The organism is Dolichospermum heterosporum TAC447 (genome assembly GCF_024584745.1).
GTDB lineage: Bacteria > Cyanobacteriota > Cyanobacteriia > Cyanobacteriales > Nostocaceae > Dolichospermum > Dolichospermum heterosporum.
Genome location: NZ_CP099464.1, coordinates 4,645,871 through 4,668,311 on the forward strand (window position 1 = coordinate 4,645,871; position 22,441 = coordinate 4,668,311).

Annotated in this window: 19 protein-coding genes and 2 pseudogenes; 12 read left to right on the top strand and 9 right to left on the bottom strand. The window is 36.9% G+C overall.

Annotated features, from left to right (window positions below; translation table 11 throughout):
• Window positions 1-15: 15 nt before the first annotated feature.
• Window positions 16-738 carry a 4'-phosphopantetheinyl transferase HetI gene (gene hetI / locus NG743_RS21065; protein ID WP_193963596.1) on the top strand — a complete coding sequence of 241 codons (723 nt, stop codon included), beginning with the start codon at window positions 16-18 and terminating at the stop codon, window positions 736-738.
• 571 nt (window positions 739-1,309) lie between these two features.
• Here hetI and NG743_RS21070 read toward each other — a convergent pair.
• Window positions 1,310-1,531, bottom strand: a complete 222-nt coding sequence (locus tag NG743_RS21070) for a ferredoxin-thioredoxin reductase variable chain (protein WP_027401960.1) — start codon at window positions 1,529-1,531, stop codon at window positions 1,310-1,312.
• A gap of 297 nt (window positions 1,532-1,828) precedes the next feature.
• Complete coding sequence (locus NG743_RS21075) at window positions 1,829-3,748, bottom strand: protein phosphatase 2C domain-containing protein (RefSeq protein ID WP_193964758.1); 1,920 nt, start codon at window positions 3,746-3,748, stop codon at window positions 1,829-1,831.
• 205 nt (window positions 3,749-3,953) lie between these two features.
• On the opposite strand from NG743_RS21075, the pseudogene NG743_RS21080 reads away from it, so the two are divergent.
• Window positions 3,954-4,094, top strand: a pseudogene (locus NG743_RS21080) (NfeD family protein); the annotation flags it as partial.
• 53 nt (window positions 4,095-4,147) lie between these two features.
• On the opposite strand, the gene NG743_RS21085 reads toward NG743_RS21080, so the two are convergent.
• Window positions 4,148-5,584 carry an RNA-guided endonuclease InsQ/TnpB family protein gene (locus tag NG743_RS21085; protein WP_257120821.1) on the bottom strand — a complete coding sequence of 479 codons (1,437 nt, stop codon included), beginning with the start codon at window positions 5,582-5,584 and terminating at the stop codon, window positions 4,148-4,150.
• A 130-nt stretch (window positions 5,585-5,714) separates the two neighbouring features.
• On the opposite strand from NG743_RS21085, the gene tnpA reads away from it, so the two are divergent.
• Entirely contained in the window at window positions 5,715-6,119 is a 405-nt protein-coding gene (tnpA, locus tag NG743_RS21090) for an IS200/IS605 family transposase (protein WP_257120822.1), read from the top strand.
• An 87-nt stretch (window positions 6,120-6,206) separates the two neighbouring features.
• Window positions 6,207-6,881, top strand: a pseudogene (locus NG743_RS21095) (SPFH domain-containing protein); the annotation flags it as partial.
• Between the two features lie 173 nt (window positions 6,882-7,054).
• Here NG743_RS21095 and NG743_RS21100 read toward each other — a convergent pair.
• A complete protein-coding gene (locus tag NG743_RS21100) occupies window positions 7,055-7,456 on the bottom strand; it encodes a Fur family transcriptional regulator (protein WP_027401956.1) in 402 nt (133 codons plus the stop codon).
• Between the two features lie 126 nt (window positions 7,457-7,582).
• Here NG743_RS21100 and purS point away from each other — a divergent pair, with 126 nt between their 5' ends.
• The 4 genes from purS (at window position 7,583) to NG743_RS21120 (ending at window position 15,735) form a co-directional block, all read left to right on the top strand.
• Complete coding sequence (gene purS / locus NG743_RS21105; RefSeq protein ID WP_027401955.1) at window positions 7,583-7,861, top strand: phosphoribosylformylglycinamidine synthase subunit PurS; 279 nt, start codon at window positions 7,583-7,585, stop codon at window positions 7,859-7,861.
• A gap of 105 nt (window positions 7,862-7,966) precedes the next feature.
• Window positions 7,967-8,638, top strand: coding sequence for a phosphoribosylformylglycinamidine synthase subunit PurQ (purQ, locus tag NG743_RS21110; protein WP_027401954.1), 672 nt, complete (start codon window positions 7,967-7,969; stop codon window positions 8,636-8,638).
• A 452-nt stretch (window positions 8,639-9,090) separates the two neighbouring features.
• The gene (locus NG743_RS21115) at window positions 9,091-12,087 is read left to right on the top strand and encodes a hypothetical protein (RefSeq protein WP_257120823.1); all 2,997 of its coding nucleotides are present in this window, start codon (window positions 9,091-9,093) and stop codon (window positions 12,085-12,087) included.
• Window positions 12,088-12,123: 36 nt separating this feature from the next.
• On the top strand, window positions 12,124-15,735 hold the full coding sequence (locus NG743_RS21120) for a helicase-related protein (protein ID WP_257120824.1): 3,612 nt from the start codon (window positions 12,124-12,126) through the stop codon (window positions 15,733-15,735).
• A 148-nt stretch (window positions 15,736-15,883) separates the two neighbouring features.
• On the opposite strand, the gene NG743_RS21125 is transcribed toward NG743_RS21120, so the two are convergent.
• Entirely contained in the window at window positions 15,884-17,284 is a 1,401-nt protein-coding gene (locus NG743_RS21125) for a TldD/PmbA family protein (protein ID WP_027401951.1), read from the bottom strand.
• Between the two features lie 32 nt (window positions 17,285-17,316).
• The gene (locus tag NG743_RS21130) at window positions 17,317-17,733 is read right to left on the bottom strand and encodes a hypothetical protein (RefSeq protein ID WP_257120825.1); all 417 of its coding nucleotides are present in this window, start codon (window positions 17,731-17,733) and stop codon (window positions 17,317-17,319) included.
• A gap of 668 nt (window positions 17,734-18,401) precedes the next feature.
• Here NG743_RS21130 and NG743_RS21135 point away from each other — a divergent pair.
• The 4 genes from NG743_RS21135 (at window position 18,402) to NG743_RS21150 (ending at window position 19,772) form a co-directional block, all read left to right on the top strand.
• On the top strand, window positions 18,402-18,665 hold the full coding sequence (locus NG743_RS21135; protein ID WP_027401949.1) for a hypothetical protein: 264 nt from the start codon (window positions 18,402-18,404) through the stop codon (window positions 18,663-18,665).
• 140 nt (window positions 18,666-18,805) lie between these two features.
• A complete protein-coding gene (locus NG743_RS21140; RefSeq protein ID WP_193962842.1) occupies window positions 18,806-19,063 on the top strand; it encodes a hypothetical protein in 258 nt (85 codons plus the stop codon).
• Window positions 19,064-19,181: 118 nt separating this feature from the next.
• Window positions 19,182-19,490, top strand: coding sequence for a DUF3181 family protein (locus NG743_RS21145; protein WP_027401947.1), 309 nt, complete (start codon window positions 19,182-19,184; stop codon window positions 19,488-19,490).
• A gap of 57 nt (window positions 19,491-19,547) precedes the next feature.
• Complete coding sequence (locus NG743_RS21150) at window positions 19,548-19,772, top strand: hypothetical protein (protein WP_027401946.1); 225 nt, start codon at window positions 19,548-19,550, stop codon at window positions 19,770-19,772.
• Between the two features lie 212 nt (window positions 19,773-19,984).
• Here NG743_RS21150 and NG743_RS21155 read toward each other — a convergent pair whose 3' ends face one another.
• The 3 genes from NG743_RS21155 to NG743_RS21165 all read right to left on the bottom strand — a co-directional run bounded on the left by NG743_RS21155 (window position 19,985) and on the right by NG743_RS21165 (window position 22,418).
• Window positions 19,985-20,446, bottom strand: a complete 462-nt coding sequence (locus NG743_RS21155) for an ABA4-like family protein (RefSeq protein WP_027401945.1) — start codon at window positions 20,444-20,446, stop codon at window positions 19,985-19,987.
• A 1-nt stretch (window position 20,447) separates the two neighbouring features.
• On the bottom strand, window positions 20,448-21,497 hold the full coding sequence (gene cobW, locus NG743_RS21160; protein WP_027401944.1) for a cobalamin biosynthesis protein CobW: 1,050 nt from the start codon (window positions 21,495-21,497) through the stop codon (window positions 20,448-20,450).
• 156 nt (window positions 21,498-21,653) lie between these two features.
• Window positions 21,654-22,418, bottom strand: a complete 765-nt coding sequence (locus NG743_RS21165) for a pantothenate kinase (RefSeq protein WP_027401943.1) — start codon at window positions 22,416-22,418, stop codon at window positions 21,654-21,656.
• Between the last annotated feature and the right edge of the window lie 23 nt (window positions 22,419-22,441).

Below are 22,441 nucleotides of genomic sequence, written 5' to 3' on the forward strand. Positions count from 1 at the left end.
TAATTATTAGCGATTGTGTTTAATTTGAATTGGCTAACCGCACCTAAAAAATTAGATTTGTTATTAAATGATGTGCATATTTGGCGCATTAATTTAAATTCTGATGAATTACAATTACAATTTTTTCGGGAAACTTTATCTAGTGATGAAATTGCTCGCGCCGAAAGGTTTTATTTTCCTGAACATCGGCAAAGATTTATGGCTGGACGTGGCACTCTCCGCGCAATTTTAGGGCAATATTTGGATATTGCCCCTAAACAAGTAGAATTTGAATATCAGCCGCGTGGTAAGCCTTTATTGGCGGCTAAATTTGCTGATCAGGGATTATTATTTAATTTATCTCATTCCCAAGATTTGGCTTTATTGGGGATAAGTTATCAAAATCAAATTGGTGTAGATTTAGAATATATTCGCACTATGTCTGATTTGGAAGGTCTGGCGAAAAGATTCTTTTCTGCTAGAGAATATCAATACCTGCGACTACTTTCTCCCGCCCAACAACAACAAATATTTTTTCGTTATTGGACTTGTAAAGAAGCTTATTTAAAAGCTACAGGAGATGGTTTAGTGCAGTTAGAAGAAATTGAAATAGATTTAACACCAAATCAACCTAGTAAATTACTTGTCTCAGGAGATTGGAGTTTAAGGGAATTAACACCGGCAGATAATTTTGCGGCTGCGGTTGTGGTTGCAGGTAGTAATATTAATTTGCATTGTTGGGAATCTTTTCTTAATTAAGTTAATATCTTCCTTTATCCCGTTCTAAATCGAAAATCGCCTTTTCAAGATACCATCGGTCAGACTGTCCGGGGTATTTTATCATGAGATGGTTGATTAGTCTTTCGGCGGTTGTATTCTCATTATTGAGTTTGCGAAGTAGTTGCTTCCACAACCTCGAATTTTTGTATGTATTGTGGGTATTTTTGGTATAGGTTTTAATCCTTAGTCTCCGTTGAAAAATGTTTTTCTTTGGTGAAAATCTAACTCGCCTATAAGCATTTATTACCTGATCAAGTATCAAAAATATTACTCGTAGTCCCAGGAGGAAGAGAATGATCTGGGTGAGTATAAGAATTAGAGGACTCATACTTAACTAAACGGAGACATTGTTGAATTCATCTTTTAGCTTAATGTCTTTCTTTCCAGTGACTTAAATCACGTGAAAGCGTGTATTAGAAATTTCACGAAAAGGCGAACTGGCAAGTCAGCGCGATCGCACACATCAATAATAAAACTAATCCGTGTAGCGCGTTGGATTGGCGACACGGTACGGACGGTATTTTTTAATTTTTAATTCCGCCCTGTGGTACTAGATATTTTCTATTTCAAAATCGCGTAAATGGGCTTTAAACTTTTTGCTAAACTGGACTAAAAAAGGAAAGTTGGCACTTACAGGTCTATCATGCCATTGGGTGACAATAGCCACTAATTCCCCTTCTGCATCCTTGATATCAAAAGCATCACCGCGATGTTCGGGATGATGATAAACTACTACTGATTCTTTAACACGCACGCGATCGCCTATTTTCATAAGAATACTCGATAAGTGGGAAACTCAGCGGCTTTAGCCCTGAGAGGGAAACGGCACGAGCGGTTTTAACCGCTGTGGATATTAAAATTGAAGCCAGATTTTTGATTGGAACCTGGAAACGCAAAATCCAGCATGATTTAATGGCAAACCCAATTTTACAACATATTGCGCTATTAAGCTGTAGAACAAACTTGTATATTTCTTATTGAGATGATTGGTAATTGGTCATACTCTTTTCCCTACCTCCCCCACCTCCCCTACCTCCCCCACCTCCCCCACCTCCCCTACCTCCCCCACCTACTCCCTTCCCGGACATAATTCTCGTACCTTTTGCGGAAGTTGCCGACAGACTTGTGAGAATGATTGGGGTGATAATTGCCACCAAGCAAATAAACTGATTGTGGTACTTCCCAATAATAAAACTAATAATCCTGCTAATAGTACCAAACCTTTACTTCTAGATGGTTTTAGCGGTGCTTCTGTCAAACTTAAATCAAGCAAGGCTTGGGAACTTGCTGTTAAACCTGTTTCTATGGGTGCTGATATAATTAATGCTTCTGCGTCAGGGACGGCTAAGGGTTGGGGCGGAATAATTTCTGCTGGCGGTGCGGGTATAATTGCCATTGAGGATGGTTTGGCAACACGGCAAAGAGTCAGGACTACAGATATATTATCTTGGCCATTCTTTTCATTAGCCAGTTTAATTAATTCCTGGGTAGCGTCTGCTATGTCTAAATCGCCTGTAAGTACGGGAATTGCGTAGTCTTGCCAAGATTGTTCGACTAAATTGCGATCGCTTAAACCATCGGAACACAGCAATAAAATCCCATCTTCTTCTATAATAAATCTTTGAACCGAAAAGTTGAGAAATTCCGCTTCTTTTGTGCCTAGTGCTTGGGTCAGGGCTTTGGCTTCTGGGATTTGCAATGCTTGACGATATAAACTTTTCCCTAAACCAACTTCTCGTTTTACCATATCATCGTCCACAGTCAGGAGTTGACAATAATTTTGAGTAATCCAATAAGCACGACTATCACCAACATGGGCTAAATAAAGTTCATGGGAATTTTCTAACTGTTCTCTTCTTTGAGGGATTTGCAATGACATAACTAAGGTTGTCGCCATGCGTTCCTTTCCCTGACGTTTTTGCTCGTCATTGCGCGACCATACTACATTATTAACAACTCGCAAGCAGGACTCTATTTGTTGACATAAAAGCTTAGGAGTTAATAATTCTGTTTGTTCGTCTATTTCTGCCAATAAAGCCCGCATTTGCAATTTGAGAGACTGCAAAGCTAATTGACTCGCAACTTCACCACCTTCATGACCACCAATACCATCACAAATAATTGCTAGTCTTGGTTGTAATTGATCATCTAAGTCCCTTGGATGACTAGGATAACAAGCATCTTCATTATGTTTAATGACGGGACCTGGATCTGTCCCCCCGGCTATAGTTAAATATAAAGGTAATTCTGTGGCTGTTGTTAATAATAGTTCATTGAGTTGAGTATTAATAATTTCTAAATCATTTTCAGGTTGACACATTAACTCAACTATGTATTCTAATTTTGGGGAACTGGTGGTTTTTGCAACTGTCACCCAATTACGCCAAGAATTACCTAAATCTTGTAAAGTTAATTCTTCTATGTTTTGATGCAGTTCTAGTAAGCGAATACACCAACCTTGCACACATAAATTATCTGCTAATAATAAACTTTGGGCAACTCCCAATTCTGATAAAGGTGTCCACAATTGAAGAATTTGCCATAACCAATAAATCTGTCTCACGGGAGATGCTTGTTCCCAGGAGTCGGTAATTGTTGGGTAAATGCAGCCTGTTTCATCTATGGGGGCATTTTCTAGTAAAAGAATATCATCTTCTATTTCGGCTAAGGAGGTAAAACCATAGGCTTGGGGTATATGCAAATGTTTTGAGTATAAGCGTAGGTAGGGAATAACGATATTTGGTAGTTCTGCGGGGATATCTGGTAATAGTGCAGGTTGGGTATCTAACCAAATTTGGGGTTTGATGACTTCGTATCTGTTTGCTACCTTTGTTTCTGGGGAAATTTCTGCGGCTTGGTTGCCAGTTGCCCAGAGATAGCGGTAAATTAGGGGGGTGTGACAGCGATCGCAAATAGTATCTCCGACGCAGTTCAAAGGTTGATCACATTCTGGATTTGGGCAATTAATCACCCGTTTGGTAGAAAACATAATTAAAATCAGGATTAGTTTTTTTTGTCAAGATTCACTGTATTGGTGTATCTAATGCCAAGTTAAGATAAAACTGCATGGAATAAGACTTTAAGAATATTTGACCGCAGATAAAAGCAGATAAGCATGAATTAATAGATTTCATGATTCTGTTCAGCCTCACATAATATTGGTATCAGTAAATTCATTGTAAGGGAAAAGCGTTATGCCAAGTTCTAGCTTAATTTGGCTGTTGGCGGGTTCGGTTCTGTGTTTGACAGAACTGTTTTTACCATCGGCTTTTGTTGCTTTTATGATGGGCATTAGTGCTTTAATTGTAGGATTATTGTCTTACTCTGGTATAGGAAACTTTTGACACTCCCCGGTCTAAAGACGCGGGGATTCTTAATCGAATAATTGTCAAGACAACTGCTCGAATAATATCCGCTTTTCAGGTATTACCTTAGATGTACGGTTCTTGCCCTGATCCTGTTTGCCATTACTGGCAGAATCATCTCTGACAAGCGTAACTTTCCGAGAGTCCCCCGGTAGGTTTTTAATGTCTTTGCTGACAAATTTTAAATTAGCTCTTCGTAAAATTGTCCGAGAAGCCTGAGTATCAGCATGGTCAATATGACCACAATGTTCACAAATGAACTTTTCGCCATCTCTATTAGCTTTACTAATATGATGACAAGCCGAACATTCTTGAGAAGTAAATTTAGGATGAACGGATAATACTGGCTTACCAGACTTCAATGCCAGCCAAGCAATCTTAGAAAATAATTCGCCCCAACTGGCATCAGAAATAGAGCGATTTAATCCACGTTTTGCAGATTGACCATTAGCCATAAATCGTCCTTGCTGCCTTTTGGGTTTGCAGCGGGACTTCATAGCCTTAACATTTAGATGCTCTTGGACAATTGCCTCAGCGGTGTTAACAACTTTATTAGCTGCTTTCCATTGATGATCATTTCGCTTATCTGCAATTTTTTTATGTAGCTTGGCAACTATTTTCCCAGCTTTTTTGCGATTGTTAGAACCCTTGACTTTACGATTAACTCGGCGCTGTCTAATTCTTAATTGACGGCGAATTTTCTTATTAGTTGCCAGATGAGGATTTTCAATAAACGAACCATCAGACAAAGAAATTAATTTATTAATTCCTACATCAATACCTACTGCCGACTTAACGGTTTCAATTCCTGTAACTTCAGGTAAAGATTCAGGCAAGTTGAGCAATACACTCATGTACCAGCCATCAGCTTCTTGAATTACTGTTACCGTTCTAATGTCAGCATCTACTGGAATAGTACGACTATCAAAATAGCGCATAGTCCCCAGTCCAGGAAAGTAGGCATGGGAATAGCATTTTGGCTGATTAGATTCACGATTAACAGTTAATTTTACTTGTCCTGGCTTGAATTGAAAAGTTTTAAAGTTAGCTGCTTTACGAAACGCAGGGAAACCCCTTTTGTGTTGAAAAAATCCGTTATAAGCAATATCTAATTTAGCTAAATTGCCTTGTAAAACATCTGAATTAATTCGGCTATACCATTCAGACTCAGAACGTAATTCAGTTGTTCTTTTACTTTGAATATCAGTCGCGTTACCCCAGATTAAACCATGCTTTTTGCTATTTTTTGTTAACTCAGCATACATGATGCCATGTTTAACAATAGGGCAGGTCAAAGGGCAATAAGAACCATATTCAATTCGACTATCTAAGTCTGAGAATGCACCATAATAGTACATCACGGACTCATCTGATTTCTGGTTATTAGTCTCAAAACCGCGCTGACGTTCTGCCAAGCAATAATTTCTGTGTTTCCGCAAAGTAACAAGCCACTCAGACATTAAGGCTTGTTGCCCAATATTCGGTTGTAGCTTGAATCTCCAGCGTATTTGCACAGGTTTATTTTGTTGATGTGATTGATGATATAACTATGTTAATCTCCAATTAAAAGGAAGTCAATAGCTAAAATCTATGAAAAAAAGTTCTTATGAATATCGGCATTATAATCACGCTGTCGGGTTGAGCGTGATTCATCTAGTCTGGATACCTAAACGCCGAAAGAAGGTACTTGTTGGGAAAATCAGAGATAGGATTTTTGAGATATTTTCGGCATTAGCTATTGAAAAAGACTGGAATATTCGTGCGTTAGAAGTTGCGCCAGGTCATATTCATTTATTTGTAGAGATTCATCCAACCGATGCAATATTTCAGGTAGTTAAAGCATTTAAAGGACGCTCATCTAATTATCTAAGAAAAGAGTTTCCAGAATTAAAAAAGCTACCGTCACTTTGGACTAGTAGCTATTTCTTTTCAACTGCGGGGAGTGTTGCCGCCGACACAATAGAAAGATATATTAATGACCCGCATCATGGTTGAGAATATTGGCAGCGGTTAAAACCGCACGGGTAGGCTTTCCCCCGCGCTCTAAAGAGACGCGGCTCCCAGCCTTCCCGCAATCCCCTTGTGGAGGATCTGCAATCGGCTATGGTAAATTTGGTGTTGACTCAAATTCGTTCGGAAATGGGACAATTGGAGTTAGATCAAACTTTTACCGCTCGGACTCAAATTAATGAATTGTTATTACAGGATTTAGATATTTCTACTGATCCTTGGGGTGTAAAGGTGACGCGGGTGGAGTTGAGGGATATTATTCCTTCTCAAGCGGTACGGGAAGCAATGGAATTGCAAATGTCAGCGGAACGACGCAAACGCGCATCTATTTTAACTTCGGAAGGTGATAGGGAATCGGCTGTGAATAGCGCTAGAGGTAAGGCAGATGCCCAACTTTTGGACGCGGAAGCTAGGCAAAAATCCGTAATTATGCAAGCAGAAGCTGAACAGAAATCAATCGTTCTCAGGGCGCAAGCAGAACGCCAACAACAGGTTTTAAAGGCGCAAGCGATCGCTGAATCGGCAGAAATTATTGCTGAGAGGATTAAGGCTAACCCTGATGCTCAAAAAGCACTAGATGTGCTGTTAGCCTTAAATTATTTGGATATGGGGACTACTATTGGTAAAAGCGATAGCAGCAAGGTGATGTTTATGGACCCTCGCACTATTCCAGCTACTTTGGAAGGTATTCGTTCTATTGTTTCAGATAATGCTCCTAATCCCAAACCTCTCTTTCCCACTAATTAAATAATTTCTTCTTCTTTCTTTTATTCCTTCTTTCTGACTCCTTCTTTCTGACTCCTGACTCGGTGACTAGTAGTCTGTCAACCCGAAAATGACGGGTGAAGGCAAGCAGGGGGAGAAGAGAGGCACCGGGGGTAGGGGAGGGAAGAACAGAAGTTTTTTCCGATCATTACCCGTCAAAATAAATTTGACGAACTACTAGCTTGACATTTTGTACATAGTCCAAAAAATTCTAGAGTGTGATAAAACACTTTAAATTGATGACTGGTTTGTAATTGGTTTTCCAGTTCATGGACAGGACATTGATCAATAGGAATGGAAATGCCACATTGTAGGCAAGTTAGATGATGCTTGTCCTGTTGTATTAAACTATAAAGGGCTTCACCATTTGCTAAAGTTCGCACTTGCACTAAGCCTTCTAATTTGAGAGCATCCAAGGAACGATAAACTGTTGCTAAACCCATGCTTTGGTTGAGATTACGTAGTTCTACGTAAATTTCTTGAGCAGAAATGCCTTGTTTAAGATTTTGTAACAGGTTTAGAATCCGTTCTTGACTACGGGTATGTATGGCTCTCATAAATCGTTGTTAAATTTGTATTTATGTAGAGGTAATTCATGAATTACTTCTACTCCTGATTATATTTTCACTCAGTTAGACCAGAAAAGTTATAGGATAGCGATCGCAGCATTCAGCAAAAAGCCTGTGCAAATAAAATATTTAGCTAAAATTTTCGTGACTCTGAGAACTTCAGTTTTAGATCCTGCTGGTGTGGCTGTACAATCTGGCCTCAAACAAATGGGATACGACAATGTGGAACAGGTGAGAATTGGTAAGTACATTGAGTTAACCATTACCGCACCTGATGAAATGAAAGCGCGTCGAGACTTAAATCAAATCTGTGACCAAATGTTATCTAATCCGGTCATCGAAAATTACCGCTTTGACTTGATTGAGGTAGAATCACAAACTGGCGTATTTTGAAACTGCTAATGGGTAATAGGTAATCAGGAAAATTAATTCTTCTCCCCTACCTCTTACCCATTCCCCAATGACCAATGACCAATGACAACTGACAACTAACTAATTATGAAATTCGGTATTTTAGTTTTTCCAGGTTCTAATTGCGATCGTGATGTTGCTTATGTGACTAGAGATTTGCTAGGACAACCAACGCGGATGATTTGGCATCAAGAGACGGATATTAGTGATATAGATGTGGTAATTGTCCCCGGTGGCTTTAGTTATGGGGATTATTTACGATGTGGGGCGATCGCTCGCTTTTCTCCTGTGATGCAGCAAGTTATCAACCATGCACAACAAGGTAAATTTGTCATCGGTATTTGTAACGGGTTTCAGGTATTAACTGAGGCTGGTTTATTACCTGGGGCATTGGCGAGAAATCAGGATTTGCATTTTATCTGCGATCGCTCTCCCTTGAAAGTTGAGCGTAATAATTTACATTGGACTCAAGGTTATTTTGAAGGGGAAATCATCATTTTACCCATCGCACACGGAGAGGGGAGATTCTACAGTGACGAAACTACTTTAGCAGAAATCGAAGCCAACGGACAAGTTTTATTTCGTTATCAAGAAAATCCCAACGGTTCACTCAACAACATTGCCGGGATTTGTAATCTTCAAGGCAATGTTTTGGGCATGATGCCACATCCAGAACGAGCAGCAGATTCCGCGTTAGGTAATAGCGATGGTCTGCGCTTGTTTCAGGGTTTGTTGGGGAAGGTAGCGGCTTTGGTGTAGTAACTCAAGTTGCTTTATCTAGGTAATTGGTAATTGGCTTACTGGTATACTCAAAACGGCTTGATTGTTTGATTCTAAACGTAGGGGTAAAGCAAGAGCTTCATTGGTGTCAACTTAACGTAAAACCTCTATCCCGCAAAGAACTCAAGTCATCTCATTCCCCTGCTCTGACTGGGAATGAATTCTAGAAGGCTCTGCCTTCAATAATATTAGAGGCAGAGCCTCATCAACTGCATTCCTAGTCAGAGACTAGGAACTAGATGTGGTAGGGATTTGAGCTTAAGTTGACACCAATGAGCAGTGCTAAACGTAAATATTTTTGTCCAATTACTTAGATACCCGGCTTCTGAGTGGAGTCGGGGATTTTTATTCTGATTTTATCTTGACTTGTCAAAACGCAAAGCCTTATTATTTATTAAGTGTAAATTTAAAAACAATAATTAAGGGTGCAAATGAACAAAATAACAATAAATTCAGACTTAACCAATGTAGATTATACTGATTTATTAGCGAAAATTTTATTAGTTTTACAGAAACCAAATCAACAAATATTTAAACTTTCTGATGATAATAATCGGTTACGAATCAATATTGATCAGGTAGCAACTGAAGTTGCTAATTTGCAGGTAGAAAATCCCTTGGGGGCATCTGGAAACAGCGTCCGTTCTGCTACTGTAAATATTAGTCCAGGTTCTGAACAAAATTTTCGGACTCAAATTCATGCAATTAAAGATTGTGTCAAGAAATTATTAACATCATCATTAGGAAATAGTGAATCAATAGAAGAGTTTGTGAGTAAATTAATTACAGATTTACAGACATTCAAAGGAACAACATCTAAATTAGACTTTACCTATACTTTTCCTCCTTATGATAATTTACAAAAACAACGGTTAACTTTTAATAAAAAGAATCCTGAAAACAGAGAACTGCTAAAAGTTCATAAATTGACTATTTCTGTCCAGAAAACCCATGATTTTGAGGCAGAATTGCGAAAGGGTTTAGAACATCATATTCGGGTGAAATTTGCGGGTGCAAATGCTGAAGAAAAACAAGACTTGGAATATATTCTTGAGGATTTAGAAAAAGATAAAAATTCCGATATTTTCCGATTGCGGGATGTTGTCAATAAGGAAACATTAGGAAAACTCAAAAAACAAGCCCAGATAAATTATTTAGAGTTTCTACTAGAAAATATTAACACTAAGACTAGCAATTTAAATGCCGCTGGTGCTATCTATTTAGAAGATTTGATTAGAAGACTCAGACTTATAGAAACATACATCAACGATAGCAACAAAGCTGATGGTGATTACCTCGTCAACTATGCAGGGGTTTCCGTTAATTACAAAGATGCCTTTTCTCGTGGTGAAGCATTTGATAAGCTACCAATTATTCCCATAGTCGAAGGTTTTTTGGGAGAAACAAAAGATGAAAATCGGGGAGAAATTCAATTTGTATTTGGACTCAAATTGAAGTTTGATGGTAAAGTTCATACTAATAGTAGTAAAAGCGTTTTTGATGATCGTCTTAATATCCTGAATCCAGATAGTCAAGAACATAAAGACGCACTTGCAGATCCTTTAAAAAGAGAATCATTTCCCAAAAAAGTCTTAGAAATAGCGTTTCTATACTACTTCTTATTTGCGTCTCCTCATAATCCCAAAAGTAATAATTATGTTCTCAACGATGAATTAAAATATGATCCTTTAGAAGCTTTCGAGAAAAAGGTAATTCAGAAATTACAGGGTTCTGACGAAACAGCAAAAGAACAACTGCTTCGGAATATTTATAAATACTTACAAGAATTTAATATTCAATTTAAAATCAATCGTCTCAAAGGTGTATTGCAAAATCTCCTCAAGCGGAAAACTTCCTTTCCTACAAGAGAGTACCCTGTACATATTTCTGTAAAAAATGGCATTCTTGAAGAAGATACCCAAAATATTTTTAATAACAATACATTGTTTAAACCTGTTGTCAGAAAAAATTATAAGGAAGTTCTCAAATACATATCTTTGGGAAAACCAAATACAGAAACAAATTCCCTTTGTACCCTACCAGCTAAAGTTACTATCAACGACATTCACTTTTTTGCTACAGAAGATCAAGAAACCTTTAACATGGAATATGATTTAAATGCTATCCGTGCATTACCAGTAATTTTTGCACCTTTAGATGATCCGAGATGTTTAAGTATTTATAGTCAACACTTCAAAACTCGACAACTTTTATTATTTCCCTATCGTTTAGAAGATAAAAAACTAGAACCTCCTCAAGCTTTTGTTTATAAATTTACTTACGGTTTGCTTGCTTATATTTGTCTTGAACTTTTATTAGAGAAGCAGAAAAGATTATTTATTCCCATTCTCAGATTACATCTAAATACAAAAGATGATGATGCACCAATAGAAAAATTTATAGTTTCTTTATCTGCTGTTTTATCTCATTTATTTAACGAAACTCATCGTGCGAATGAACAGGGAATTGACATCAGAAATTTGACGCATAAAATTCCTAATACCATGAGTTCTTTGTACTCTGTTTTACCAAAAAAATTCACTTTTAATGGGTCTTCAAAATCTCCCCAATTAGACAAACTAGCTATTATTATTGTCTCCAGTCGTGAAAGTGATAGTCAGTGGGGTGGTTCTGCAAAAATCTCCAACTTAATGGGAGAAATCATCTGTGTAAACATGAAAAATGGGGAAATTAAATTCCAGTTACCGACAACTTTTTCTGATAACTGTGATAACCAAGAAATGTTTACAAATCCTAGTGTGATTATTGACAAAGTCACTGAACTTTACAAATGGGGATACAAGCACATTGTTTATATTGCTAAAGCACCTTATACCAGCACATTACACATGACACAAACAGAAGAAAATGATGGACTTTTCTTTATGTCAAAAGATGTAATTAGAGGGTTAAAATCTGAATATCATGATCTCAAAATCTATCCCATGTTTTTTGATAAATACTATGCGGTGAGATTAGAGGATATCGCAGCCAGTTCTTTATATATTCAAGACACAGTACAACTAACAAATTTACTCGAAGATCCTAGCAAGAAATCTGTTGTATTTTTCAACTTATTTAATGGAATGAAAGTAGGTAAAGAGGAAGAAAGATATTATAGAGGTGTTATTTCCTATGCGACGCTGTTAAATAGTTATAAAGGAATTCTTGACGATGAAGATATCCATAAAGGACTTATTTTTGATGGTTCGTTGAAAGATGATATTTTGGAATATTTAACTTTATTTCACTTCTCCCGCTACCAAAAAGCTGAAAAACAAATCCACATTAAATTAGATCCTTACGACAATTTAATTGGAGATAAATCCGTTGGTAAACTTTCTTTACTTAATCATTTTAAAGGAAAAGGTGAATTTAACTCTTTAGCATTTTTAACTCTTGTGAGAAAAGTATTAAATGCAAAGTAAAGCAAAGGTTAACACAAAAATTATCTAAAAATTAACATGAAATCAAAAATAGCTGAAGATTTGGGACGTTTGTTTGAAGTAGGTTTTAATATTGGGGTTCTTGCTTATATTGAAGAACAGAAAATTCAGCACAAATTTGGTGATTTATATCGTCAGGAACTACAGCCACTAAAGTTATCTAAAATTCAACAGCGAGTTATTGATAAAGTTATCAGCACTGTAGAAAGAGAAATGGCTAAAACCTGGAGTGTCTTCTTTATTCAAAAGGGGTTTTTAAGTGGCTTTAATTTCTTGCGAGAATACATCAAGTCTACTGGTTGGGATAAACCACACAAGTTAAAAAATGTAGAAATCTTATATTATCAATGTCGGTTTAATGGTGATAATAGTATTGGTACTTATGACACCAAAGATAATTTTCAATGGTTTGGTGAAGTCTTATCTCAATTTGATAACTTAGATAACATCCCTCAATATATTACAAATTATCAGAGAAAAGGTGAATTTCTGAATGCAGATACTTTAATTTTATTACGTCATCGAAAAGAGTATCGAGTTATTTGTGTTGATTTATCAGTATTTTCTATTAATTCTCATCAAGATGTTGAAAATATTGATTATATAGAAATTATCCGTCGGTTATTGCTGCGAGATATTAGTTATTTACGGTCAAAAAGTATTTTTTCTAATCTGAGAATTGATACTGAATCTTTAGGTTTAGAATTTTCGGAAAGTTTAAAGACATACTTTACTGCTTTCAAATATAGAGACAAAGAAAGTACCAAATCAATTCAAGCTGCTTGTTATCTCCATAGCTTCTATGAATTTCTCCAAAAAACCACTATTCTCCCAGATACAGCAAATGTAGTTTTCAATTCTATAGGATATAGCGATCGCGGAATTAGCACAATATCCATTCAACGAGAAAATGTCGATATCTTAAAAACCTGTTATCAGATTTACAAGCATGATTCCAGTCCCCAAGAAATTCCCCAAGCACGTAAACAAGTTTTAAATAAAATTAAAAGCAGTGCTTACCGGAGTTTTGAACGTGGTAAGGAGTTTGTTGATTCTCTTTTAGAAATTCCTGCTGATAAAATTACCCTTTTACCTCGTCACACAGAGAAAATTACGGGATTTATCAATTCTGTGGGAACAGTTCCTTCAGAATTAATGAATGATTTGGGTTTAACTGGAAGTATAACATTAAGAGATGCTCATGCTGAATTAATTAAAAAAGCCTTAGTTTCTCAATCAACTTACATATTTTTAACGGGAAATCCGGGAATTGGTAAAACTACCGCAATTGTTGATTTTTTGAAAGCACATATAAATGAAGGTTTTCTTTTCTTTTATGTTAGTCCTCGCAAACAAGTTAATTTGGATATTATCGAAAAATTCAAAGATAAAAATACCGGAAAATTATCTCATGACAAATTATTGGCTATAAATACTAACAGCAACTTAATTACAAATAATTTTGGTCGTTACACAGTTCAATACACATCTAACCAGCGTCAGGGTAAATTTATTGAAAAGTCTGTTGACTTTCTCGATAGTAGAGATATTGAACAAAAAGCCAGACGTTCGGACAGATTTCAGCGAACTAAGGAAGATGTAATTCAAGATGTGGGACAAAAAAAGCAGGGTGTTCTCAATAGCATTTGCGAAGCTATTTCCACAATTGTAGAACAAAAAATATCAAATAATATTATCGCAACTGCTTCTATTCAATCCTTGAAAATGACTGATGCTGGTAATACATTAAAGCATTTTAATAAGATATTTAGAAATGCTTATAATACCTCAGATGGTAAAGTTTTACCGCAAAAAATGCAAGAAATATCTGGGAGAATTAAACACCTATTTATCATGATAGATGAAATTACAGGTGATGATGGAGGTGTGGAGTTTTTAAATGGAATTCATCAAATAATAGAAAAGTATCAATTAATGGATTCTCAACATGGTTTTAATACTAAAGTAATTGTTGCTGATGCTTCTATTGTTGATAAAAACGTGATTATTCAACACCTATCTGATACCTCCCCAGAACCAGATAAAATATATTTCCGTCGCGCTGTAGATACGGCTCAACCTCTTTCTATTCAACCATTAATATTTAAAGGTTTAGAATCAACTGTTATTAATACTAACTCCTACCCAGCAAGCAGTTTATCTATTAGTTATCAAGTATTAGTTGAATCTTGTAGATTTAGGGAAGAAGGGGGATTAAAGCAACAATATAATTTAGAATCTGGGTTACAAACTGAGATTTTAAAAGATATTGAATCTCTCCTTCAACGGTCAGATGTTGAACAAATAATTGTTTATATTCAAAACAAGCGTAAATTAGCAGAATTAATTGATAAAATTAAGCGAAACTGGGGGAAGTTTGAAAAATGTACAGATTATTTAGAAATACACGCAAATATTTCTGAGAACGAAAAGAAAGAAATTCATAAATTTCAGGAAAATGTCAAAGTCATTTTTATGACTGCTTGCGGTAGTCGGGGGTTATCTTTTCCTAAAGCTAAACACATTTTAGTAGAAATTCCTAAATTTGAAATTGAAAAAAACCTTATGGAAATAATTCAAGTTATTTACAGGGGTCGGGGAAATCAGCATATAGATAGTCAAGAAAAAGAACTAATTTTTTACTTAGCAGAACGAGCAGTGTATTATCAAGATGATGCAGAAATATCTTTACAAGAAAGTGCGCTGAGTCTATTAAATATATTATTGATTTTAAAAGGTTCTATCATGACCCGGATTTTTGGTTATAGTCGTATAGGTCGAGATAATTTTATGCTGATTCCTATCGGTGGAAAATCTGTTTTTGCTGCTGGAGAAACATTTTCTGCTCAAATGGTCAACCTGATTCGTCAATTAAAAACAGAATATCAACACAATAAAAGCGATATATTGCTAAAACAAGTTTATACAAATTTAGAAAATCTCCTCGGACGAGCAGATTTTGTCATTCAAAGTACAACTGAGTCTAATTATTTAGGACTACAAAAGTGTTTTAACAACAAATTTTCAGAAATTTCTCATACTTTAGATAAGTTACTAGATTTTGGAAAACTTGAACCTGGTTATATTAGTGGTGGTTTGCTGGTAGTACCTATTGCTAATAATAAATTAGAAGAAACTTATCAAATGCGACTAGCTGATATAGCAACTTACGCTAATGAAGAACTGTGGAAAAATATGCACGAAATTACCCGCCGCAAATCTTATTATCCAGAAAATTTACGATCTGCTATTCAAGATGCTATAGAATTAGTGAAAAATCTCAAAGATGATGTCAAGAAAACCCAAAAACTCGAACAAAGTAGTCAACACAATGATCAATATTACGCTTTACCATTATTTGCGTTTATTAGTGGGGAAGCAATGAAAGAATATTTTGAAAATGAACCCCAAGAACCGGAAGATCAACTTTTTCGGGATATTTTATCTACCTACATTCGTTTATTATATCCCGTTGGTAATGTTTTACCAATTGGTCATAATTACAAAGAATTTCCCTTTGTGGTATTTAGAAGTTATAGCTTAGAAGAAATCAGAAACAAAATATTTACAGAAAAGTACCTATTAAATTCTCATGAATTAAATGTGCTAAATTTGATTCTTTCTTCCTAAACATCTCCCATAAGTCACCAAAAATAAAATACTCGACTTCTCCAAGGAGTCGGGTATCTAAAATGAATGATAATTTTTCGCGTTTTATGGGTTGAAGCTATTGACTCGCGCCAAAAAATATGTTATACTAAATCTTGATAAGGAAGAACTATTCTCCACTTTCTCCTCCCACGACAACATCCCGAATCCGTAAACTCGGACCACCGCAACCGACGGGTAAACCATTTTGTCCACCTTTACCACAACCACCGGATTCATCCCAGTAAAAATCATCACCAATGGCTTCAATATCTGCGAGGGTTTGGAAAACGTTACCGGAAAGAGTCACATCCTTTACAGGTTCAGCAATTTTGCCATTTCTAATCATCCAAGCTTCCCCAGCGCTGAAAGTGAACATTTCCCCGTTCGTCATTCCTCCTAGCCAATTTTGGGCAAAAACACCTTCTTTAATCCCCGTAAATAAATCCGCAACTGGGGTTCTCCCCCGTTCAATCCAGGTATTTGTCATTCTCACAATAGGGGAATAGTGATAATTCAGACAACGGGCATTTCCTGTGGGTTTTTCTGCTAATTTCCCAGCAGTTTCACGAGAATGCAGTCTACCAACTAATACACCATCTTCAATTAACTGGGTAGTCGTCGCTGGTGTACCTTCATCGTCGTAAAAATAACTACCGCGATGTCCTTGGGGTGCAGCACCATCAAATATTTGCAGTTCTTCGGGTCCGAAACGTCGTCCTAGAGTCATGACTTCCAGAATATCAGGGTTTTCATAAGCCATATCTGCTTCAGAAAGATGTCCAAAAGCTTCATGCACAAATAAACCGCTGAGAATGGGATCAATAACTACGGTGTAAGTATTACCCTTAACAGATGGTAAAGATAAAGACGTAACCGCTCTTTCTGCTGCACCTTTAACTTGTGTGTCTAAATTAGTTAGATCTTCGTAGGCTTTGCGAGAACCAGTGGTTTCTCTGCCAGTTTGGACAGTTTCCCCATTCCTGGCTGTGGCTGCAAAGCGCATTTCCATATCTACCCAAGATTGATCAATGAAAGTTCCTTCGGATGTGATAATAATTACTCTTTGGGTACTGTCACTATAATGAACTGAGGTGGTAGTAATTCGATGATCAACTGTTTTAAGTAAGTCAGTATAGCGATCGCATAATTGCTTTTTCTGCTTTAGCGAAACCTGACGGGGATCAGTACCCAACAGAGGTAATTTACATACGGCTTGTACGGGATCAATGGCTGCAAGTATAGTTTCCTCATCACCCACTATCCGGGCTGCGGCGATCGCCTCTTCTATGCGCTCTTCAATGGTTGCTAGTTTATTAAAACTACTTAATCCCCAACCACCTTTATAACAAGTGCGAACATGACCACCAATAGAAATTCCCTCGCTGAGAGTTTCCACCCTATCACCACGCAAGACAATATCCGTTCCCTCAGCCTCTTCTAAGCGAATCATCAAATAATCCACCCGGGAAGAATAACGGGAAATTAAATCTGAGAGGAGATTTTGAACATCAGTAAGTTTAGTTGTCATTTTATAAATTGCTGTAAATTACATTTATTTTCTTATTCAAAAACATATTTTTCTGCTACTTTCCAATAACGGGAAAACCGCTTTAAATCAATATATCCATCATATTCAAAAAACGGTTCTACAGCAAAAACTTCCAACTTTACAGACTTTTCTATTTGATCACAAATATCATCAAACCTGGGACTAGGACTATCTGTAGTTATAACTAAATTAGTATTATGTTCCTTCGCAAAAGCTAAAACTTGTTCTGCTATATTTCCCCGGCGAATTTCTACAGGTAATTCTAGCAAACATTCATAAATGAAAGTCAGGCGTTTGAGGCTAATTTGCCATTCTGCAATTAAAGCATCATCCCAAACCCAAAGGGCTGGGGCTTGGGGATATTCTTGGAGTGCAGGGTTGTGGGGACTCAGACAGTCTCCATTGATCCAAATAACTGGTTTATTCATGATCTGCGCTTATCTATATCAATAGAAAAATAAATACATAGCTATCTTAAATCATAACGGTGATAGTTAATCATTTTACCACAAACTCAAATCCGTTAATTGCTGATTTGACAAGCATTCCAACCCTTCTAACTCTCCTGATTCATAAAATTTTAATAATTTTTACAAAATCGTAACTATGGATACATCCGATTCTGGCAACAGTGGATAACATGATAAAAATATTCACATAGTAAGAAACATCAAGAATCAAAAAACCATTTCTTTTGCCTCTTGCCATCTTCAATAAACAGCAACCTACAGGAGTTTGCCTTCCTAAATAATTCACCCGACAAAAATAATCTTTATCACCTTATATTTAAGGTCAAAACAACTCTATCACAATTCATACCAACTTTATCTGAGACTGCACAGAATCATCGAATCCATGAATTCATCCGTCCTTATCCGCGTTTATCTGCGTTTATCTGCGGTCAATGATTCTAGAAATCTGATTTTATGTAGCTTCATCGGAATTTGGTAGCAGTATGACATGATCAAAATATGTCATACTAATTCGGAATTTTAGATTGGGAATGAAAAACACTTTGATAACAGTTTCCCACACCACTAAATATCCGCAGTCAGCGTCCTTGTGATATTTCAGCTAAACCATCAAGGAGTTCATTATGCTTCGACAAATGTGCTGGTTATCTAAGTCTAGCGGCGATGATGAAAAGATCTTACACCTGCAAACTGCACCTGGACAACCTTGGCGACCTTACACAGCTTTTCCGCAATTTTCAGTTCCAGACTATCGCATCCCTCGCGGTTCTAAGGGTTGGGCCACTTATCAAAAACTCTTGAAAGCAGGTTGGACTTTAGTACCTAGTGCCAGAGGCAGCGAATTTGCCCCCACTAGCTATGCAGAGTCAACTGTGCAGAGTTTATAGCCTATATTACCATCTGGGGAACACCATCAATATTATCTTATCCCCAGATGGGTGAAATTATTTGCGGATCTGAGCAAGTCAACCCCAAACACCTTACAATAAATAAGGTGCGTTAACTGCTGTCACGAACATTTATATTTATGCCTCCCCGTTGGCCTCGCAAACCAGATCGCAAAGATCCAGATTTCCGTAAACTAGATGATCGCATGAATTTCGCTGTTCATGTCGGTATTTGTGCAACTGTCAATTCTGGGTTGTGGTTTTTCCACATTTTGAAAACTACTGCCTGGGAATGGCTTCCTGGGGTAACAATTGGTTGGGTAGGAGTATTGCTGCTGCATCTAATTTACATTGGTGCGATCGCTAATTACGACCAAACTCCACCGAAATCTACCTAAAGAGAGAAAATCTAGCTAGGGAATTCTTACCTGTGGTAGTAGCTAAAGTCTAGCTAATTGCGTAATAATGTGAAATGAAATCAGACATCCCTATATTACTAACAATGAGGTTATATTTGTGGCTAAAACTAATACCACAGAATTACTAGAAACCCTAGCCGCCGAAATTGGTGAAAGTGTTTATATAGATATTGCAAAATGGCATCTTTATTTAGCTGATGCCAAGTTGCACCATATTGTTGCTGAAAAATTGTATCCTTTAATTACTGCTAAGGCTGTTAATGAAGAAAAAGTCATTGCTGCTTTAGAATCTATTACTGTTAAAGTTGGCGGTGGCAGAAATGAAATATCTTTAATTAATTTGTTGCCCTTACAATGTCAAGTTACCTTAGTAGATATTGTCGAAAAATATCAACGGGAAATCTAAGCTTCATTTTCTTTCCATTGGCAAATTTACACATTTAAATAATGGAGGTTGACCAATATGTTTTTACAAATCAAAGATAGCCGCGATTTAGTGAAAATAGTTGATGTTCAAGAACTATTAGACCCCACTAGTAAAATTGTCCATGCCCAAGACCAAGAAGGACAAGAAGAACAAGAAACGGACATTTATCAAAAAGAAGAACTAGTGTTTCCTTCTGGGGAAAAATTACCACGCTGTTGGTTAGATGCCAAATTTAGAGAAAGAGAATCTGTAGCAGCTTAATATTAATTACATAGGGTGAGATAAATCACCCTATAATTATAATTGGTATTACCCCCATAGATTGTATTGACAGCAAATTGTCATCAAACCCGGAACAAGAACCCCACCCCCAACCCCCTCCCCGCAAGCGATGAGGGGGCTAAGATCGTCTCTACAAGGTTTCTAGGATACGCATATCCCCGACTTCTTGGAGAAGTCGGGGATATAAATTCCTAAACTTCTGCTTTTTGTGTGGCTGTCACACCTTCAGAATCTTTAGAAAAAGCCTTGGTAATCCAATAGGTGAAAATATGAGAAAGGACACCTAAAGGACCTGCAAATAAACACAAAGCTATCGAGTGAATTGTCCAAATTCCGGTTTTTTGACCTTGCCAATAAATCCATCTACCAACAAATAAATCCATAACCAAAAAGTGAATCCAGCCTGTAGCAGCAGCAGTTTCATTACTAAAAAACTTGGCTATATCTGCTAATTGAGGATTTGATAAAGCTGCGGCGTTTTCTGGGGTAATGCTGATGACAAATAAGTACAAATATGCACCAGCTAAAACTACAAAAGGTAGATAAGATTCCATTACCTTGCGGGTGATATTCCAGTTAGGCAATAAAATCATTAAAGCCCAAAAAGGCAAAACAAAAAGATTGGCAACGTTAAATAAATCTGTGATATTCATATTACAAAGCTACTAATTGAGATTCTATTGCTGAAGATTGTAAATTACGACCGATAAAAACTAAACTGGTTTGTTTTGGTTCTTCTACTTTCCAAGGACGATCATAAAATTTATCAAATCTATTTCCCACACCTTGCATAACTAACCGCATGGGTTTATTAGCAACCGCCACAAAACCTTTAATTCTGTATATTTCTTGTTCTTGTGCCAGCTTTTCTAATGTTGCTTGTAGTTTTTCGGGGTCAAATGTCCGGTCTAAAATCACGTGAGTTGAGTTAATTTCATCATCATGATCATGGTCTTCTTCTGTGTCGTGATGACTAGGACGATCATCTAAATTATCTTCAACTGCGGCAGCAAATCCTAATAAGATAGATGGATCTAATTTACCATAATCACTAGAGACAATTTTCACAACTCTAGGTAATTCATTCTTGACTAATTCTAGGACTTGTGCTTGTGTTTCACTATCAACCAAATCAGTTTTATTCAAAATCACTAAATCAGCACAAGCAAGTTGATCTTCAAACAATTCTTGTAATGGCGTTTCATGTTCTAGACTATCATCTTCTTGGCGTTGGGCGGCGATCGCATCTAAATCACTAGCAAATGTTCCCGCTGCAACTGCGGCACAATCTACTACTGTAATTACTGCATCTACTGTAGCAGCGTTGCGGATTTCTTGCCAACGAAAGGCTTTAATTAAGGGTTTTGGTAATGCTAAACCAGAGGTTTCAATGATAATATAATCTATGCTATCGCGGCGTTTAATTAATTCCCGCATTGTCGGGTAAAATTCCTCTTGAACCGTGCAGCATAAACAGCCGTTTGTCAGTTCAAATATGTTAGTTTCTGGATTTGCTTCTGTTTCATCTTCAGGGCAAATTTGACAGGATTTCAATAATTCTCCATCTATCCCCAGTTCGCCAAATTCGTTGACTAATACTGCTATCCGTCGTCCTTGGTTGTTTTGGAGGAGGTGACGGATAATGCTGGTTTTACCGCTTCCTAAGAAGCCTGTGATGACGGTAACGGGGATTTTTGTAGCCATGTTTTCTGTGTGGTTTTGAATCCAATTTTACCATATATCGTCAAACCCAGATCCCCGACTTCTTTGAGAAGTCGGGGATCTAAACTTGTTAAGGGGTTAGGTGTTGATTCGGAAAAATCTGTTCCTGATACGGTAGAGCCGAGTTTTAGAGATTTATTACTTAATCACTATATTTCCAATTCCCTGAAATATCAAATAATTATCTACAATTAATCGTTCTGCTATATCTGGAACTTGTTGATAAAGATAGGTTTTCAATAAATTACTATCACCACCAGTCATTACAACCTGACTACCAGGAAATAACCGCCACCAAGCCTCAATAAAATCCTTTATCCCACTTAATAAGGTGTAAATTACGCCACTTTGAATTGCATCTGATGTATTCATGGCAAAATGTAGTGGTAAAGATATCATTAAACCAGGTTTTAATAATGGTAATTGTCCGGTTTTTTGTCCCAAACTGGCAAATTGTAACCCTAAACCCGGCAAAATTGCCCCACCAACAAAGCATTGATGATTGTCTGCACCTGTAAAAGTCAATGCTGTACCAGCATCAATTACTAATATGGGAAATCCCCAAGTTATTCCCGCACCCCATACCGCTAAAGCCCTATCAATTCCTAGTGTGGGATACATTCTCTGTAATGGGACATCTTCTAGGGTAATGATGTGAAGATGAGGATAACTTTGCCACAATGCGGTTTGACTAGGAACGACAGAAGCGAGAATCAGGGGTATAGGATAATCTGGGGTAATGGGAAGATTGTTAGGTAAAGAAATCGCTGTCAACCAATTATCTAAGGTTGGACATTGAGCTAATTGTTGGATAATAGATGCAGATAGATGAAATGTATCCCCAGTTGAGTATAAAGTTTTGTCTATGAATAATGCCCAATGGAGGCGGGAATTGCCGACCATAAGGACTATAGAAACATGATATT

Coding starts and splice junctions, on each gene's coding strand:
- NG743_RS21070 (WP_027401960.1), bottom strand. CDS start 1,531: ATGAAAATAGGCGATCGCGTGCGTGTTAAAGAATCAGTAGTAGTTTAT.
- NG743_RS21075 (WP_193964758.1), bottom strand. CDS start 3,748: ATGTTTTCTACCAAACGGGTGATTAATTGCCCAAATCCAGAATGTGAT.
- NG743_RS21085 (WP_257120821.1), bottom strand. CDS start 5,584: ATGTCTGAGTGGCTTGTTACTTTGCGGAAACACAGAAATTATTGCTTG.
- tnpA (WP_257120822.1), top strand. CDS start 5,715: ATGAAAAAAAGTTCTTATGAATATCGGCATTATAATCACGCTGTCGGG.
- NG743_RS21100 (WP_027401956.1), bottom strand. CDS start 7,456: ATGAGAGCCATACATACCCGTAGTCAAGAACGGATTCTAAACCTGTTA.
- purQ (WP_027401954.1), top strand. CDS start 7,967: ATGAAATTCGGTATTTTAGTTTTTCCAGGTTCTAATTGCGATCGTGAT.
- NG743_RS21115 (WP_257120823.1), top strand. CDS start 9,091: ATGAACAAAATAACAATAAATTCAGACTTAACCAATGTAGATTATACT.
- NG743_RS21120 (WP_257120824.1), top strand. CDS start 12,124: ATGAAATCAAAAATAGCTGAAGATTTGGGACGTTTGTTTGAAGTAGGT.
- NG743_RS21125 (WP_027401951.1), bottom strand. CDS start 17,284: ATGACAACTAAACTTACTGATGTTCAAAATCTCCTCTCAGATTTAATT.
- NG743_RS21130 (WP_257120825.1), bottom strand. CDS start 17,733: ATGAATAAACCAGTTATTTGGATCAATGGAGACTGTCTGAGTCCCCAC.
- NG743_RS21135 (WP_027401949.1), top strand. CDS start 18,402: ATGCTTCGACAAATGTGCTGGTTATCTAAGTCTAGCGGCGATGATGAA.
- NG743_RS21140 (WP_193962842.1), top strand. CDS start 18,806: ATGCCTCCCCGTTGGCCTCGCAAACCAGATCGCAAAGATCCAGATTTC.
- NG743_RS21150 (WP_027401946.1), top strand. CDS start 19,548: ATGTTTTTACAAATCAAAGATAGCCGCGATTTAGTGAAAATAGTTGAT.
- NG743_RS21155 (WP_027401945.1), bottom strand. CDS start 20,446: ATGAATATCACAGATTTATTTAACGTTGCCAATCTTTTTGTTTTGCCT.
- cobW (WP_027401944.1), bottom strand. CDS start 21,497: ATGGCTACAAAAATCCCCGTTACCGTCATCACAGGCTTCTTAGGAAGC.
- NG743_RS21165 (WP_027401943.1), bottom strand. CDS start 22,418: ATGGTCGGCAATTCCCGCCTCCATTGGGCATTATTCATAGACAAAACT.